This window comes from Bacillus sp. 007/AIA-02/001 (assembly GCF_004634455.1).
GTDB classification, from domain to species: Bacteria; Bacillota; Bacilli; order Bacillales; family Bacillaceae_G; genus Bacillus_A; species Bacillus_A cereus.
On sequence record NZ_SEIY01000001.1, the window covers coordinates 972,108 to 986,341 of the forward strand.

Consider the following 14,234-nt stretch of genomic DNA (forward strand, 5'->3'; position numbering starts at 1 on the left):
TGTCATATGATTAATAACATCTTACATAGAAAAAAAACAGACCTTTTAAGTGAAGAGGTCTGTTAATGATTTTAAATCTTATTTAGCAAACACATGATTACCAATTACTGCTACTGTCTGACGTGTCGTAATCCACTTGTCTGTTGATGTTTTTGGATTGTAGAAATAAAGCCAGTCAGAATGTACTCCATTTGTGGAGATAGCCTCTTCTACAGCCATTTTTGCTTCTGCGCTTGCAGGCTGATTAATTCTTCCATCTGTAACAGGAGTAAATGCATATCCGTATTTAATAGGTTCATAAATAACGCCTGTTATTGTATTTGGAAAACCTTTTGCATTTACACGATTTAGTATAACTTTCGCTACTGCTACTTTTCCTTTATAGGATTCGCCACCTGCTTCAGCGGTAACTAAGCGTGCCATTAAGTCTTTTTCTTTTTGTGAAATACTTGAGTTGATTTTTAAATGTTGTCCTGTATAAAGCTTGTTTCCGACTGTATTGTTAATTTGTTTTATAGATTGGACAGTGACATTGTAACGCCTTGCTATCGTTTCTAATGAATCTCCCGGTTGTACTTGATAAATAATTTGTCCAGAAATGTTCGCAGGCTTGGCGTTTTGAGGAACAGTGATTTCATTTGATTTCACGGACCCTGGAATATGTAACTGTTCGCCAATAAAGGTTTGATCGTTTCCTTTATTATTAGCCTGTTTAATGGATTGTATTGAAACTCCGTATTGTTTACTAATGCCCCAAAGTGTATCGTTCTTTTTTACTGTATGAATGGTAGAAGCTTCAGCTGTACTTTGACTACATACGAATGTAATTGCAGCTGCAGATAAAGGGATTATATGTTTTAGTTTTAGTAATTTCATTGTAAATCCTCCTAAGAAAAAATTAAGGTGAAACTATTAAGTAATGTAGTTTGAAATGTATATATGCGTAATATATTAATGTAAGTATATTAGCACATATAAAATAAATAATCACTATAAGTTTCATATTCGTGTAGTGTAGAGTCCGAATATGAAATATTGCATATGAAAATACATTGAAGTTCATATTTCTGATTACTATAATCTATTTAGTAGAAAGGGAATACGTTATAGAAACGAAATCATTATAGGTTAATATAATGATTAATTATTAATAGGAGGATTAATGCAATGGAAATATTTCAAAAAATGTGTGCGTCAACTGTAATCATTACAACACTTTTAGGAACAGGGGGTACTATCAATAGTGTACATGCTGATTCTATAGAACAGCAGATTAAATCAGGGATAGAACAAGAAACAGATAAGCAAATCATTGTAAAATTTAAAGCGGATTTGGATTTGCCATATGAAGATGGTATTGAAAAACAAATACAATCTCAAACGAATGATAAAGTAATAAAAGATCTTTTGACAGAATATCCAGATGTAACATTTACTCGTTTATTCACATCTGTAAGCCCGGAACAAATACAAAACCTTGAAGTGAAAGCACCTAATCATGTATCTACAAGTTTATTAAACTACTATATTCTTCAAAATCAAAATAGTGGGTATGAAGAAGAAATAGTAGATAAGTTAAAGGCATCTTCTTTAATAGAAGATGCATATATGAAGAAACAAGAGAAAATAATGCCACCTGAAGTGCAATCATCAAGTGTAGCTCTTAATCCTAGTAACAATCCTAGATTTAAAAAACAAGGTTATCTTGAAGCGGCCCCATACGGTATTAATGCGCCTTTCGCCTGGGGAATTCAAGGCGGTAATGGAAATGGTATCACTTTTGTTGATATGGAATACGGATGGTTATTAAATCATGAGGATTTATTACATCAAAAAATTGAGTTAATGTCTGGAAGAAATATAGATCAGCATGTCGGTCATGGGACGTCTGTACTAGGAATTGTATCCTCTGAGGACAATGAAGTTGGGAATATTGGGATTGCGCCAAAAGCGAAAGCAAAGGTTATCTCTCAAATAAGAGATAATGGACAGTATAATACGGCTGATGCAATATTAAGCGCTGTAAATCAGTTAGAAGCTGGGGATGTTTTATTGTTAGAGGCACAAGCATCTTTCGATGGATATGGTGATAAATATTTACCTGTTGAAGTACAACCAGATATCTTTGATGCAATTCGTGCTGGTACAGATAAAGGGATTGTAATTATAGAGGCCGGAGCAAATGGGTGGAATGATTTAGACCAGTTCAAAGATAGAAAAGGTAAGCAAGTCTTAAATCGTAATAGTAAAGATTTTAAAGATTCGGGTGCAATTATGGTAGGAGCTGGCTCTTCATCTTTCCCTCATGAACGTATGTGGTTTTCGAATTATGGAAGCCGTATTGATGTGTACGGATGGGGAGAAAATGTAGATACAACTACAGCCGAGCAAAGTAGAAGTGCTGTAAATCTTTATACTTCAAGCTTTAGCGGAACATCTAGTGCTTCACCAATTATTGCTGGGGCAGCGACTTTAGTACAAAGCATTGCTAAAGAAAATTTAGGACAACCATATAGACCAAGTGAACTAAGAGCAATATTAAGTAACCAGAGCACAGGAACAAAATCTAAAGATCCATATGCAGATAAAATTGGTGTTTTACCAGATTTGAAGTCTATACTAGCAAACTTAGGCTATGAACAAAGAAAACCAAACGGTGGGAATGAATTACAAGTAACAGAAAATGAACCAAATAATGAGCCTAGACAGGCAAATAAAGTTAACTTTCATACACCGGTGAAAGGAACGCTACATAATAGTGATAGAGTAGATGTATTTACTTTCCAAATTGATTCGCCGGAAAATATTAATATTTCTCTACTAAATGAACAAAATATTGGAATGACATGGGTACTTCATCATGAATCAGATTTAAATAACTATGTAGCATATGGTGAAAATGAAGGCAATGTAGTTAAAGGAACTTATAATGCAAAGCCAGGTAAATATTATTTATACGTCTATAAATATGAGAATAAAAATGGTTCATACGTATTGAACATAAAATAAGTAAAAGGAACTTCAGATGAAGTTCCTTTAAATTTTTCTAATTTAGTATATGTGAATGATTTTTTAACTTTACTTCTATGCAATATTTCATATTGATGAAATGTTATTTATTTTTTCTGAGCTAGCTTATATTATATTCAATAAGTTTGATATAAAAACAGAAAGAGAGAGGGATAATAATGAGCAATAAGAAGTTAATTTTGAAATTATTCATATGTAGTACAATATTTATCACATTTGTATTTGCTTTACATGATAAGAGAGTAGTTGCAGCTAGCTCTGTTAATGAGCTTGAAAATTTGTCAAAATGGATGCAACCTATACCTGATAATATCCCGTTAGCACGAATTTCAATTCCAGGAACACACGATAGTGGGACGTTCAAGTTGCAAAATCCGATTAAGCAAGTATGGGGAATGACGCAAGAATATGATTTTCGCTATCAAATGGACCATGGAGCTCGCATTTTTGATATAAGAGGACGTTTAACAGATGATAATACGATAGTTCTTCATCATGGGCCATTATATCTTTACGTAACACTGCATGAATTCATAAATGAAGCGAAACAATTTTTAAAAGATAACCCGAGTGAAACAATTATTATGTCTTTAAAAAAAGAGTATGAGGATATGAAAGGGGCAGAAGATTCATTTAGTAGCACGTTTGAAAAAAAATATTTTGTTGATCCTATTTTTTTAAAAACAGAAGGAAATATAAAGCTTGGAGATGCTCGTGGGAAAATTGTACTACTAAAAAGATATAGTGGTAGTAATGAACCTGGAGGATATAATAATTTTTATTGGCCAGATAATGAGACGTTTACCACAACTGTAAACCAAAATGCAAATGTAACAGTACAAGATAAATATAAAGTGAGCTATGATGAGAAAGTAAAATCTATTAAAGATACGATGGATGAAACGATGAACAATAGCGAGGATTTAAATCATCTATATATTAATTTTACAAGCTTGTCTTCTGGTGGTACAGCATGGAATAGTCCATATTACTATGCCTCTTATATAAATCCTGAAATTGCAAACTATATAAAACAAAAGAATCCTTTGAGAGTGGGCTGGGTAATTCAAGACTACATAAATGAAAAGTGGTCACCATTATTGTATCAAGAAGTTATAAGAGCGAATAAGTCATTAATAAAAGAATAAAGATGATGAGAGTAAGAAGCGATAAAATATATCGCTTCTTTTTCTTTTCCAATAACCAACAATATAAATTGTACTTTTATAATAGAAAAAAATAAAAACATAAGATATAATCATACATATAAAATTTGTACCTATAAATTTTATATGTATGATTGAATTTGATTTGTTGTAATGAAATGGAGGTATATACTATGAAGTTTCCACATGATTTTTTATTCGGAGCTGCTTCAGCTTCTTATCAAGTAGAAGGTGCATGGAATGAAGATGGAAAAGGTGTTACGAATTGGGACGAGTTTTCAAAAATTCCTGGCAAAACATACAATGGAACAAATGGTGATGTAGCTGTTGATCATTATCATCGATATAAGGAAGATGTTCGCTTAATGGCTGAGATGGGATTAGAATCGTATCGTTTTTCTATTTCTTGGGCGAGAATATTGCCGACTGGAGATGGAAAGGTAAATGAAAAAGGGATTGAATTTTATAACAACTTAATTGATGAATGTTTAAAATACGGGATTGTGCCGTTTGTCACTTTATATCATTGGGATTTACCATTACCGTTAGAAAAAGATGGTGGATGGACGAATAAAAGAACAGCAGAGGCTTTCGTAAAATATGCAGAAACTTGTTTTAAGGTATTTGGTGACAGAGTTAAGCATTGGATTACTTTTAATGAGACCGTAATGTTTTGTGGATTAGGTTATTTAAAAGGTGCACATCCACCAGGAATACAAAATGATGTTCCAAAGTATTTTCAAGCTACTCATTATGTATTTTATGCACACGCGAAAACAGTTGCGGTGTACAAGCAGCTGAAACAATATGGTGAAATTGGGATTACACATGTTTTCTTACCAGCTTATAGTGTGGATGATCAAAAAGAAAATATACAAGCAGCAAATCATGCGAATGAATATGAAACGTATTGGTATTATGATCCAATTTTAAAAGGCGAGTATCCGTCTTATGTTGTACAACAATTAAAGGAAAAAGGATGGACTCCTAATTGGACGGTTGAAGAATTAGAAATCATTAAACAAAATGCAGAAGAAAATGATTTTATTGGCTTGAATTATTATCAACCAATACGAGTAGAAAGATACGATATGGATATAAAGAGTGAGGAACATTCTCGAGAAAACTCAACGCTTGCTCCAGGTAACTCTTCTTTTGATGGTTTTTATCGAACAGTTAAAATGGATGATAAAACATATACAAAATGGGGATGGGAAATATCTCCCGAAGGTTTCTTAGAGGGATTGCATATGTTGAAAGCGCGTTACGGTGACATAAAGATGTATGTAACGGAAAATGGACTTGGTGATGAAGATCCGATCATTGACGGAGAAATTGTAGATGTTCCGAGAATTAAATTTATTGAAGCGCATTTAAAAGTAATGAAGCGTGCAATTGAAGAGGGAATTAACTTAAAAGGTTATTATGCATGGTCAGTGATTGATCTTTTAAGTTGGTTAAATGGATATAAAAAGCAATATGGCTTTATTTTTGTCGATCATAATGATAACTTAAAACGTAAGAAGAAACTTTCGTTTCATTGGTATAAACGTGTGATCGAAACGAGAGGGGAAGAGTTATAACAGATAAAAGAGTATTTTAGGAGAAAGTGTATGAGTGCAAAGTATAAACAAATTGCAGATGTGTTAGAGCAAAACATTCGAGATGGGCTTTTTAATGAAACGAAAAAACTACCTACAGAAGAAGCGTTGATGAATCGATTTGAAGTAAGCCGTAATACGATACGTAAAGTAATTAGTCAGCTTGTGAATAGAGGTTATATTTTTCAAGTGCAAGGTAGTGGCATGTTTTTACGCGAAACTTCTGTAACAGATTACATTAATTTAGGAAGTTTACGTGGATTAACGAAAAATCTTGTTTCACAAAATATTGAAACGAAAGTGTTAGAGCTTGAAGTAATAGATGCGGACGAAGAGATAGCAAAGCAGATGCAATGCGAAGCTGGAACTAGGTTGTATTTTTTGAAGCGCTTAAGAATTGTAGATGCTAAACCATTCTCTATTGAAGTAAGTTATTTCAAAAAGGATATTATTCCATATTTGAACGAAGAAATAGCATTAAGCTCTGTATACAGTTATTTCATTGAAGATTTACGATTAAATATTGGTTTTGCTGATAAAGTTATTAGTTGTGAAAAAGTAAATAAAGAAAATGCACAGCTTTTAGAATTAAATGAAGGTGATCCGGCGCTTCTTATTGAAAATACAGTGTATCTTGTAAATGGAACAATTTTTGAGTTATCTCAGTCGATGTTTCATTATGAAAAGGCGAAACTTTTAAATCGAATTAATTTTAAATGAAAAATTATTGTGTGAAAAAAGCAACTGGTCCTAAGTGATCAGTTGCTTTTTATTTTTTAAGTGGATGAGCAAAAAAACACGAAAGTGGTTGGTCCGCTTTTTGCAAACATCTATTATGATAAGAGAAGAAAGGTAGTATGTTATCAACGTTTTAAAGAGGAAGGTTTTTATGTAAGTTCTTTAATTAAAATAGATGGGTCTTAGAGAGGTGAAAAGACAATGAGTTTTGCAATTTCACTAGTCGTTATTATTGTAATTGTATCGCTATTTGGGACTGTACTAGTTGCAAGAAACGTGGAGGAGAATTACGGTAAGTCTACAAAAAGAAATGTGAAAAACTTATCTGCAATCTATATTCTTCTTCTTTTTGTTCTACTAGTTGGGGTAACATGGTATGCGGTAACGATTTAATAGTTTGTAAAAGAACTGAAATGAGAGTATGAAGTTGGAATTTCAGAAGCTATTGAGTAATCAGAAAGAGAACCATTTTGGATATATCCATTTACGGATAAGAAAATGTGACTAATTAATACTATTTTTACGGTGAATACTGTTAGTAAAAAATGAGGATAGTTCGTTTTGAAAGGAGGGAACTATATGGAATGGAAACCAAATCGTGCAGATAAGACACCTGTATATAAACAAATTGCAGATTATATTGAAAGAGGCATTTCTTCAGGCGAATTTCCTTCTGATAGTAAGTTACCTTCTGAGCGTATGTTAGCAAAGGAATTACAGGTGAACCGGAGTACAATAGTAGCTGCGTATGAAGAATTAAAATCACTTGGAGTAGTAGAACGGCAAAAGGGAAGCGGAACACGGGTCAATACAGACATATGGGGTGTCTCACATAAACGAATACCGAACTGGGGTAGGTACGTGGAGGATGGATCGTTCTTACCTAACGTACCACTCGTTCAACAAATTCGAACGGAAACACAAAAAGATGATTTAATTAATTTAGCAAGTGGTGAACTGTCACCAGAATTAATTCCAAGTGATAGATTTCGAACAATTTTGTCGGAGAAAACATTTATGGAAAACCTCGGTTATGACCATCCACTTGGAAATGAGATGTTGAGAAAAACAATTGCAGCACATGTTCAGCAATATAAACAAATTGAAGCAGATTCAAGCTCTATTCTTATTACGTCAGGAGCACAACAGGCGCTTAATCTTATCGTTCAATGTTTATTAAAACCTGGCGATGCGATCGCGATTGAAGATCCTTCGTATTGTTTTTCGCTTCCAATGTTTAAATCGGCCGGTTTAAACATATTTCATTTACCTGTTGATGAGCATGGAATGAATCCAGATGACTTAATCGATTTGCACAAAAAGCATCGCATTCGTATGGTGTTTTTGAATCCAGATTATCAGAATCCGACGGGTACTGTGCTTTCATTAGCGAGACGTAAAAAAATTTTAGAACTGTCTTCTGAGTTCGGTATACCAATTGTAGAAGATGATCCGTATAGTTTAATCTCTTTTAATGGAGAAGTGAACCCAACATTAAAATCAATGGACCAAAATGGAAATGTTCTTTATATAAGTTCACTATCAAAAATTGTTGCATCAGGATTACGTATTGGATGGGTAATTGGTCCTACACGCGTAATTGAGCGTTTAGCAGATGCAAAGCAACAAGTTGATTTTGGCCATAGTGTATTTACGCAGTGGGTAGCAAATCAATTTTTAGAATCAAAGGATTTCCATACACATATTACGATACTTCGTGGACAATTGAAGCAAAGAAGAGATGAATTAATTGCAGAGCTTGAAGGAACATTGGGAGAACGAGTTGAATGTTTCGTGCCAGAGGGTGGAATACATGTATGGTGTAAAGTAACAGGAAAGTTTGATGAATATCACTTATTAGGTGAATCTATACGGAATGGTGTCGCATTTGTTCCGGGCAGTGTTTTAGGTTCGAAAAATGAATATATACGATTTACGTTTGGTAGAGCGAATATAGAACAAATTCAACTTGGAATTAAACGGTTTGCCGACACGCTAAATGAGATTTCATAATATGGATGTGTGATAGTGAAATGAGGGAAAGAAGTGAAGTACGTGACGCTTTTACTTCAAGTAGGCGTGCTATATGTATTTAGCCTAGTGGGTACGTGGATTCAGGAAATATTCCATCTATCAATACCGGGGAATTTAATAGGGATGTTAATACTGTTCCTGCTCCTTTCCACTCGCGTTTTACCGTTAAAATGGTTTGAGTTAGGTTCGGAAAAGTTAATCGTATTTTTACCGTTATTTTTAATCCCTTCGACAACAGGGCTCATGGAATACGGGTCTTTTCTTTTCAGTAAGGGAAGTATTATATTCCTTTTAGTAGTTGCAAGTACTGTAGTAACTTTGATTGTTTCAGGGTATATAAGTCAATTATTAGTCACATCAAAAAAATAAAATCGACAAGGTGCACGATTCAAATGGTCTTAATTATTATTACTGTAGCAATTTATTTCTTGGCGACAAAGCTATATAAAAAATTTACGTTTGCATTTACGTTACCAGTGTTAACAGTTACGGCAATTATGATTTGTTTATTTTTGATTTTTGGTATTTCTCATCATGAGTATAGGGAAAATGGGGGAAACATTCTTTCAAGCTTATTGAGCCCTGCAATTGTAGCATTGGCCATACCTCTATTTAAAGAGCGAAAGATACTGATGAAAAATTTTTCATCGATACTAATCGGAGTAGTGATAGGTATAGTGGCTGTAACGAGCATGAATGTAGTGATTGGCGGAATTTTAAATATAGATAAGGAACTTATATTAACTACTTTACCACAGGTAGCGACAATGCCAATTGCCCTTTCAATAGCGGATCAAATTGGTGGTATTCCATCTATGACTTCTAGTTTTGTAGTTGTTGCAGGAATAACAGGTGCTATGATCGGACCAACAGTACTTAAGCTTTTCCGTATAACAAGTACGATTGGAAAAGGAGTTGGAATGGGCTGTGCATCACATATTATCGGTGTGAGTCGTTTAGTGAAAGAAGGCGAGAAAGAAGCGACTATCGGTTCGGTAACGATGATTGTAACTGGAATACTTATTAGTATACTAATACCGTATGGAACGAAATTTATTTTTTAAATGTAATGGAGATGATAACAATGACAACATGGTTTATAGTTACATTATTTGTTTTTGGAGCTATTAAAGTATTAGTTTCTAGCATGCCCACTTCTGTTGTAGAATCAATTATTAGTAGATTTGAATTGCATCAAAAGCTTGAGGCGGAAAATACTTCTATATCGATAGATGGAAAAAATATAGAGGGAGAAATGAAACTACAAGTTATTCATGAATTTAATGAGGCGTTGTTTTTAGATAAACATTATTTCCCGCCGCACGGAGAAGGGACACCAATAGTCATTGATACGAAGAAAGGGAGTAAAGAGATTAGATTTTCGCTATATAGCTATGAGGAACATGTTGATGTCATTAAGCAATATAAGAAGAAAGTCGTTGCCTATCGTTTACGCTCTAAAAGCCTTCAAACATTGACACCATTAGTAATAACGGAAGAGTATGCTTAAGAAGAGACCTATAATGGTCTCTTTATTTTTTTATCCAATTATATACGTTCCAAATAAAAGAATGAAAAATTATATAACCAAATAAAGAATATGTATGGTTCCAATTCGCACTATGTACAAATAAACCTAAACTTTCAGCAATCTGTTCAAAAAGGCTAGCACAAATACCGATTGAAATAATAAATGAAATTCTAGAAACTTTAGATAATTTTTTTGAAATGTGTATAAAGATAACTGTTAAAATCGGCAGTACGAACAATGTAAAAGCTATATTAACCGAAAATGTGGATGAGAAGGGCCTAGCCGGAAAGGAATATATTTGTTTATGAACAAAAAAGGCATCTAAGCAAGTTGCAATAATAGAAGAGAGAAAGATTGTAACTACTAATGCTAGAAACTCATTCTTCTTCTCGGAGGAGGACATTTTTCTTTGCGAGAATGGCGATTTCAATTTTTTCGAGTGTTTTGCAGTAGTCTTCTGTAATTTGTCCATTTATATTTTCCTCCTTATCAACTAAGTAATTTACAACTTGCCAATCGGTAAACCAATCTTCACTGTCAACTTCTTCATGCTTCATATCTCGCCATGCATAGATGAGTGCAGGGCTGTATATACGATAAGCGCCATTTCGTAACTGGCATTTCTTAATTCGGCGCTTATAAAACTCACGGGAAAAAGATTCATTTACACTTGAAAATAAATGGGGCCAGTAATCTTTCCTAGATCCTGTATGTGGATGGTGTTGAGCCCAGCTTATTATTTGAGATAAAACATGTGTATCTCGAAATAATAATGAGTACAATCTTTTTCCAATTAATATCCGTTCATGTAAGGAAGTGAAATGTTTCATTGTATCACCAAATAGTAATACTTTTTGTTTCTTATCATTTTCGTAGAATGGGAAAAGGATATGATTAAACTGAAAGAAATCAAAGAGTTTAAATCCAATACTATTTAGTACAGTCTTTTTAAATTGTACATTTTGAATTACTCTTTTTTCTAAGTAGTTTTGTTCATTAATAATAGTTGCAATTGCTAAAGTTTTTTTGTTACCTGTTTTCCAAAAATGGTTCCACATCGTTTCCATAAATGTAGAAACATTTAGGTGAGGGAGAAGGTGAAATAACTTTTGTGATCTCTTTACACTTTGTTCGTAAAGTAAAAATTGAGGGTATACATCTTGGAAAATAAGCCAATTCCCTCTTTCTAAAAAAGAAAAAAATATGAATTGATCTTTCTCTGATAAAATTCTCGTATATAAATCGCCCTTTAAATCAGTCATATTCCAACCGCCGTTACGTGATACCATATGCCCAAGCAGTGCCCAATGTATTTCTGGATATTGAATGTAAAATTGGTAGTATGCGCGTGTTCTTGTAACATTATTTTTATTTAGTTGTTCTGTTTGTATTTTTATTTTGTTGATGATGAGTTGTTCTTCTTTCGTTAATTTATACATGGTGTCAGAAGGAATAAGTTTGCTTTTTTGTTTCAATTCATTTTTTACGTCGAATAGGGAGAGAGGCAGTGCTTTGGAAGGTCCGTTATATGTATGATTTGAATTGCTTCGGTCCATTCCGTTACCTCCCTTTTTCATAAATTTAAACATGATTATTGGCTATGAATCATTCTATTTATTTTATTACGAGTATAAGAAATAAATGAGCGGTGTTTTTTACAAGGAATTTATTTATCATGCAAACAGTATAAAAAATCTTACTGTTGTGAGATGAAATGAAAAACAGAAACTACGTTTAATAGTTTCTGTTTTTTTATTTTGTCAATTAAATGTAACAAACGACGATTATGATTTGAATCAATTGAAAATAATTCAATAAATATTATTTAAATTGAGATGTTTCGTAGGAGGAAGAAGAATGTTAAATAAAATAATTTTAATTACTGGTGGTACAGGTTCGTGGGGGCATGAACTTATAAAACAACTATTAGAAAAATCACCGAAAGAAATTAGAATTTTTTCAAGAAATGAAACGGTTCAGTTTGAAATGCAGCAACAGTTTATAAATGATGATAGGTTAAAATTTATTATTGGAGATATTCGTGATAAAGATCAACTAGTCTATGCTTGCCAAGGTGTACATTATGTGTTCCATCTTGCAGCTTTAAAACATGTTCCAGTATGTGAGTATTATCCTTATGAAGCTATAAAAACCAATATACATGGTACGCAAAATGTAATTGAAGCCTCTATACAGATGCAAGTTGAAAAAGTTATATATGTTTCAACGGATAAAGCAGCTGATCCATCAAATACGTATGGGATGACAAAAGCAATTGGTGAAAAATTAATGGTTCATGCGAATATACAAACGAAGAAAACAAAATTCATTTGTGTTCGTGGTGGAAATGTTTTAGGAACGAGTGGAAGTGTAGTACCACTTTTTAAACAACAAATTAAAAAATCTTCAGAAGTAGGGATTACCGATGCGAATATGACTAGATTTTTCTTAACAGTTGAAGATGCTGTTGGGTTGTTATTTAAAGCCGTATCTCAAGGTAGAGGCGGGGAAATTTTTGTTATGAAAATGCCGGCATGTAAAATAACAGATTTAGCAGAAGTATTAATTGAATATTCCGGAAAAGAAAAAGTTAAGGTAAAAGAGGTAGGGATAAGACCGGGTGAAAAATTAAGTGAAATGCTTCTATCTGAGGTAGAGAGTAAAACAAGTATAAGTTTTGATCAAAATTATTTTGTGGTACTACCGACTATTCCTATAGAAGGACTTCAAGAATATTATTCTAGCTATCCGCTAGTGGATGTGAAGAGTTTTAGTTCTCAACAAGACTTACTTGGAAAACATGAGGTGAAACAAATGCTATTAAAAGGAGGGTTTTTGCGATGAAAAAAAATGCGAGCCTTTTAATAACTGGTGCAAATGGTTTCACAGGACGCCATGCTTGCCACTATTTTTTACAGCAGGGCTTTCATGTAATTCCTATGTTTCAAAATCGTGCATATGGAGAAAAAATTAGAAATGGTATTACTTGTAATTTAACTAATAAGAGCGAAGTAATGAAGGTAATGAAACAAATAAAGCCAGACTACGTATTGCATTTAGCAGGAAGGAATTCGGTTATAGAATCTTGGACAGCTGCCCTTGAATATATAGAGGTTAATGTAATAGGAACATTATATTTATTAGAAGCAATTAAGCAAGAAGCCTCGCATTGTAGAACATTAGTTATAGGATCTGCTTTGCAAGCAGATAGTATGAACGAAATAAAAATTTCAAATCCATATAGTTTAAGTAAAACGATGCAAGTTATTATTGCAGAGGCTTGGGGAGGATTAATGGATTCAAATATTATCATTGCAAAGCCCTCAAATTTAATTGGTCCAGGGGTATCGAATGGCATTTGTTCGATTCTCGCAAAGAAAATGATAGATATAGAATCAGGTAGAAGTAAAGCTATTATCGAAGTAAACAGTTTGAAAGATAGTAGAGATTTTCTAGATGTACGTGATGCGGTCAAAGCGTATCATGTGTTATTACGAGATGGAATAAATGGAAAACAATATAATATCGGATCAGGAGTAAAACGATCTTTGTTAAATGTACTAGAACAATATAAAGAATTAACACAGCTAAATTTTTTTATAGAGGAAACAGAGAAAAGTGGGAGCGACTCAAATGAGAGTTTAGCAATAGAGGAAATAAAAAGGTTAGGTTGGATCCCAGAAATTGAATTTCATCAATCATTAAAAGATGTACTTGAGTATGCGAAGTGTAGTGACATCTGCATGCAATGAAAAACAAAAAAGGGTGTAAGAAATATATGAATGATTATGAAATAATAGATAATCAAAATACGCTATTTCTTTCAATTGTTGATGCGTTGGATTGGAGAGATGAAGAAGCGCATGTATTGCGTCTTTATGAGGCAATACATAAATATCAAGCGTATGTAGAAGAAAAAAGGGTTAAACAAATAAAGTCAGCATTAGAGACGAAAACTAGATATGTGATTCAAATCTTTGCTCAATACGAGTGTAGTGAGTATGGAAATGATTTTTATGAACTCATTAAAGATCTTTTACAAGATATAGAGGTGGAGTTAAAGATTTATATAAAAAATAATAATTTTATTTACATTTAAAAGGTAAATATAAAGCTAGATTTTTAATAATAAAG

General features: G+C 33.1%; 15 protein-coding genes. 12 read left to right on the forward strand and 3 right to left on the reverse strand.

What is annotated here, in order from left to right:
• Nucleotides 1-78: 78 nt before the first annotated feature.
• Nucleotides 79-876, reverse strand: a complete 798-nt coding sequence (locus tag ES895_RS05185; RefSeq protein WP_000771174.1) for a cell wall hydrolase — start codon at nucleotides 874-876, stop codon at nucleotides 79-81.
• Nucleotides 877-1,167: 291 nt separating this feature from the next.
• Here ES895_RS05185 and ES895_RS05190 point away from each other — a divergent pair, with 291 nt between their 5' ends.
• From ES895_RS05190 to ES895_RS05230, 9 genes are all read left to right on the forward strand, one after another.
• Nucleotides 1,168-3,009, forward strand: coding sequence for a S8 family peptidase (locus ES895_RS05190; protein ID WP_000402321.1), 1,842 nt, complete (start codon nucleotides 1,168-1,170; stop codon nucleotides 3,007-3,009).
• A 179-nt stretch (nucleotides 3,010-3,188) separates the two neighbouring features.
• Nucleotides 3,189-4,178: a phosphatidylinositol diacylglycerol-lyase gene (gene plcA, locus ES895_RS05195; protein WP_000066292.1), complete on the forward strand. Its 990-nt coding sequence runs from the start codon at nucleotides 3,189-3,191 to the stop codon at nucleotides 4,176-4,178.
• A gap of 191 nt (nucleotides 4,179-4,369) precedes the next feature.
• Nucleotides 4,370-5,779, forward strand: a complete 1,410-nt coding sequence (locus tag ES895_RS05200; protein WP_097814056.1) for a glycoside hydrolase family 1 protein — start codon at nucleotides 4,370-4,372, stop codon at nucleotides 5,777-5,779.
• 30 nt (nucleotides 5,780-5,809) lie between these two features.
• Entirely contained in the window at nucleotides 5,810-6,517 is a 708-nt protein-coding gene (locus tag ES895_RS05205; protein ID WP_001274909.1) for a GntR family transcriptional regulator, read from the forward strand.
• Nucleotides 6,518-6,736: 219 nt separating this feature from the next.
• Nucleotides 6,737-6,928: a hypothetical protein gene (locus ES895_RS05210; protein ID WP_000006460.1), complete on the forward strand. Its 192-nt coding sequence runs from the start codon at nucleotides 6,737-6,739 to the stop codon at nucleotides 6,926-6,928.
• A 186-nt stretch (nucleotides 6,929-7,114) separates the two neighbouring features.
• Nucleotides 7,115-8,548, forward strand: coding sequence for a MocR-like pyridoxine biosynthesis transcription factor PdxR (gene pdxR, locus ES895_RS05215; RefSeq protein WP_000454966.1), 1,434 nt, complete (start codon nucleotides 7,115-7,117; stop codon nucleotides 8,546-8,548).
• A 33-nt stretch (nucleotides 8,549-8,581) separates the two neighbouring features.
• Entirely contained in the window at nucleotides 8,582-8,938 is a 357-nt protein-coding gene (locus ES895_RS05220; RefSeq protein ID WP_000878485.1) for a CidA/LrgA family holin-like protein, read from the forward strand.
• Nucleotides 8,939-8,961: 23 nt separating this feature from the next.
• Nucleotides 8,962-9,633, forward strand: coding sequence for an LrgB family protein (locus ES895_RS05225; RefSeq protein WP_135238179.1), 672 nt, complete (start codon nucleotides 8,962-8,964; stop codon nucleotides 9,631-9,633).
• A 20-nt stretch (nucleotides 9,634-9,653) separates the two neighbouring features.
• On the forward strand, nucleotides 9,654-10,079 hold the full coding sequence (locus tag ES895_RS05230; RefSeq protein WP_000214645.1) for a YfmQ family protein: 426 nt from the start codon (nucleotides 9,654-9,656) through the stop codon (nucleotides 10,077-10,079).
• 22 nt (nucleotides 10,080-10,101) lie between these two features.
• On the opposite strand, the gene ES895_RS05235 is transcribed toward ES895_RS05230, so the two are convergent.
• Nucleotides 10,102-10,503, reverse strand: a complete 402-nt coding sequence (locus ES895_RS05235; RefSeq protein ID WP_033667178.1) for a CBO0543 family protein — start codon at nucleotides 10,501-10,503, stop codon at nucleotides 10,102-10,104.
• Nucleotides 10,478-11,656, reverse strand: coding sequence for a DUF2515 domain-containing protein (locus ES895_RS05240; protein ID WP_000376162.1), 1,179 nt, complete (start codon nucleotides 11,654-11,656; stop codon nucleotides 10,478-10,480). The genes ES895_RS05235 and ES895_RS05240 overlap by 26 nt, the downstream gene beginning before the upstream one ends.
• A 301-nt stretch (nucleotides 11,657-11,957) precedes the next feature.
• On the opposite strand from ES895_RS05240, the gene ES895_RS05245 reads away from it, so the two are divergent.
• From ES895_RS05245 to ES895_RS05255, 3 genes are read left to right on the forward strand one after another with little or no spacing between them, the layout of a single operon-like run.
• Nucleotides 11,958-12,944, forward strand: a complete 987-nt coding sequence (locus ES895_RS05245) for a UDP-N-acetylglucosamine 4,6-dehydratase family protein (protein WP_000932589.1) — start codon at nucleotides 11,958-11,960, stop codon at nucleotides 12,942-12,944.
• Complete coding sequence (locus ES895_RS05250; protein WP_000739085.1) at nucleotides 12,941-13,852, forward strand: SDR family oxidoreductase; 912 nt, start codon at nucleotides 12,941-12,943, stop codon at nucleotides 13,850-13,852. The genes ES895_RS05245 and ES895_RS05250 overlap by 4 nt, the downstream gene beginning before the upstream one ends.
• Nucleotides 13,849-14,199 (forward strand): DUF6572 domain-containing protein, encoded by a 351-nt coding sequence (locus ES895_RS05255; protein WP_002103505.1) that lies wholly within the window; start codon nucleotides 13,849-13,851, stop codon nucleotides 14,197-14,199. Before ES895_RS05250 ends, ES895_RS05255 begins: the two co-directional genes overlap by 4 nt.
• Nucleotides 14,200-14,234 lie beyond the last annotated feature (35 nt).

Bases quoted from the DNA above. Each gene is read 5' to 3' on its own strand.
- ES895_RS05225 (WP_135238179.1), top strand. From the start codon at position 8,962: ATGGTCTTAATTATTATTACTGTAGCAATTTATTTCTTGGCGACAAAG.
- ES895_RS05205 (WP_001274909.1), top strand. From the start codon at position 5,810: ATGAGTGCAAAGTATAAACAAATTGCAGATGTGTTAGAGCAAAACATT.
- ES895_RS05200 (WP_097814056.1), top strand. From the start codon at position 4,370: ATGAAGTTTCCACATGATTTTTTATTCGGAGCTGCTTCAGCTTCTTAT.
- ES895_RS05190 (WP_000402321.1), top strand. From the start codon at position 1,168: ATGGAAATATTTCAAAAAATGTGTGCGTCAACTGTAATCATTACAACA.
- ES895_RS05235 (WP_033667178.1), bottom strand. From the start codon at position 10,503: ATGTCCTCCTCCGAGAAGAAGAATGAGTTTCTAGCATTAGTAGTTACA.
- pdxR (WP_000454966.1), top strand. From the start codon at position 7,115: ATGGAATGGAAACCAAATCGTGCAGATAAGACACCTGTATATAAACAA.
- ES895_RS05230 (WP_000214645.1), top strand. From the start codon at position 9,654: ATGACAACATGGTTTATAGTTACATTATTTGTTTTTGGAGCTATTAAA.
- ES895_RS05255 (WP_002103505.1), top strand. From the start codon at position 13,849: ATGAAAAACAAAAAAGGGTGTAAGAAATATATGAATGATTATGAAATA.
- ES895_RS05240 (WP_000376162.1), bottom strand. From the start codon at position 11,656: ATGGACCGAAGCAATTCAAATCATACATATAACGGACCTTCCAAAGCA.
- ES895_RS05250 (WP_000739085.1), top strand. From the start codon at position 12,941: ATGAAAAAAAATGCGAGCCTTTTAATAACTGGTGCAAATGGTTTCACA.
- ES895_RS05245 (WP_000932589.1), top strand. From the start codon at position 11,958: ATGTTAAATAAAATAATTTTAATTACTGGTGGTACAGGTTCGTGGGGG.
- plcA (WP_000066292.1), top strand. From the start codon at position 3,189: ATGAGCAATAAGAAGTTAATTTTGAAATTATTCATATGTAGTACAATA.
- ES895_RS05210 (WP_000006460.1), top strand. From the start codon at position 6,737: ATGAGTTTTGCAATTTCACTAGTCGTTATTATTGTAATTGTATCGCTA.
- ES895_RS05185 (WP_000771174.1), bottom strand. From the start codon at position 876: ATGAAATTACTAAAACTAAAACATATAATCCCTTTATCTGCAGCTGCA.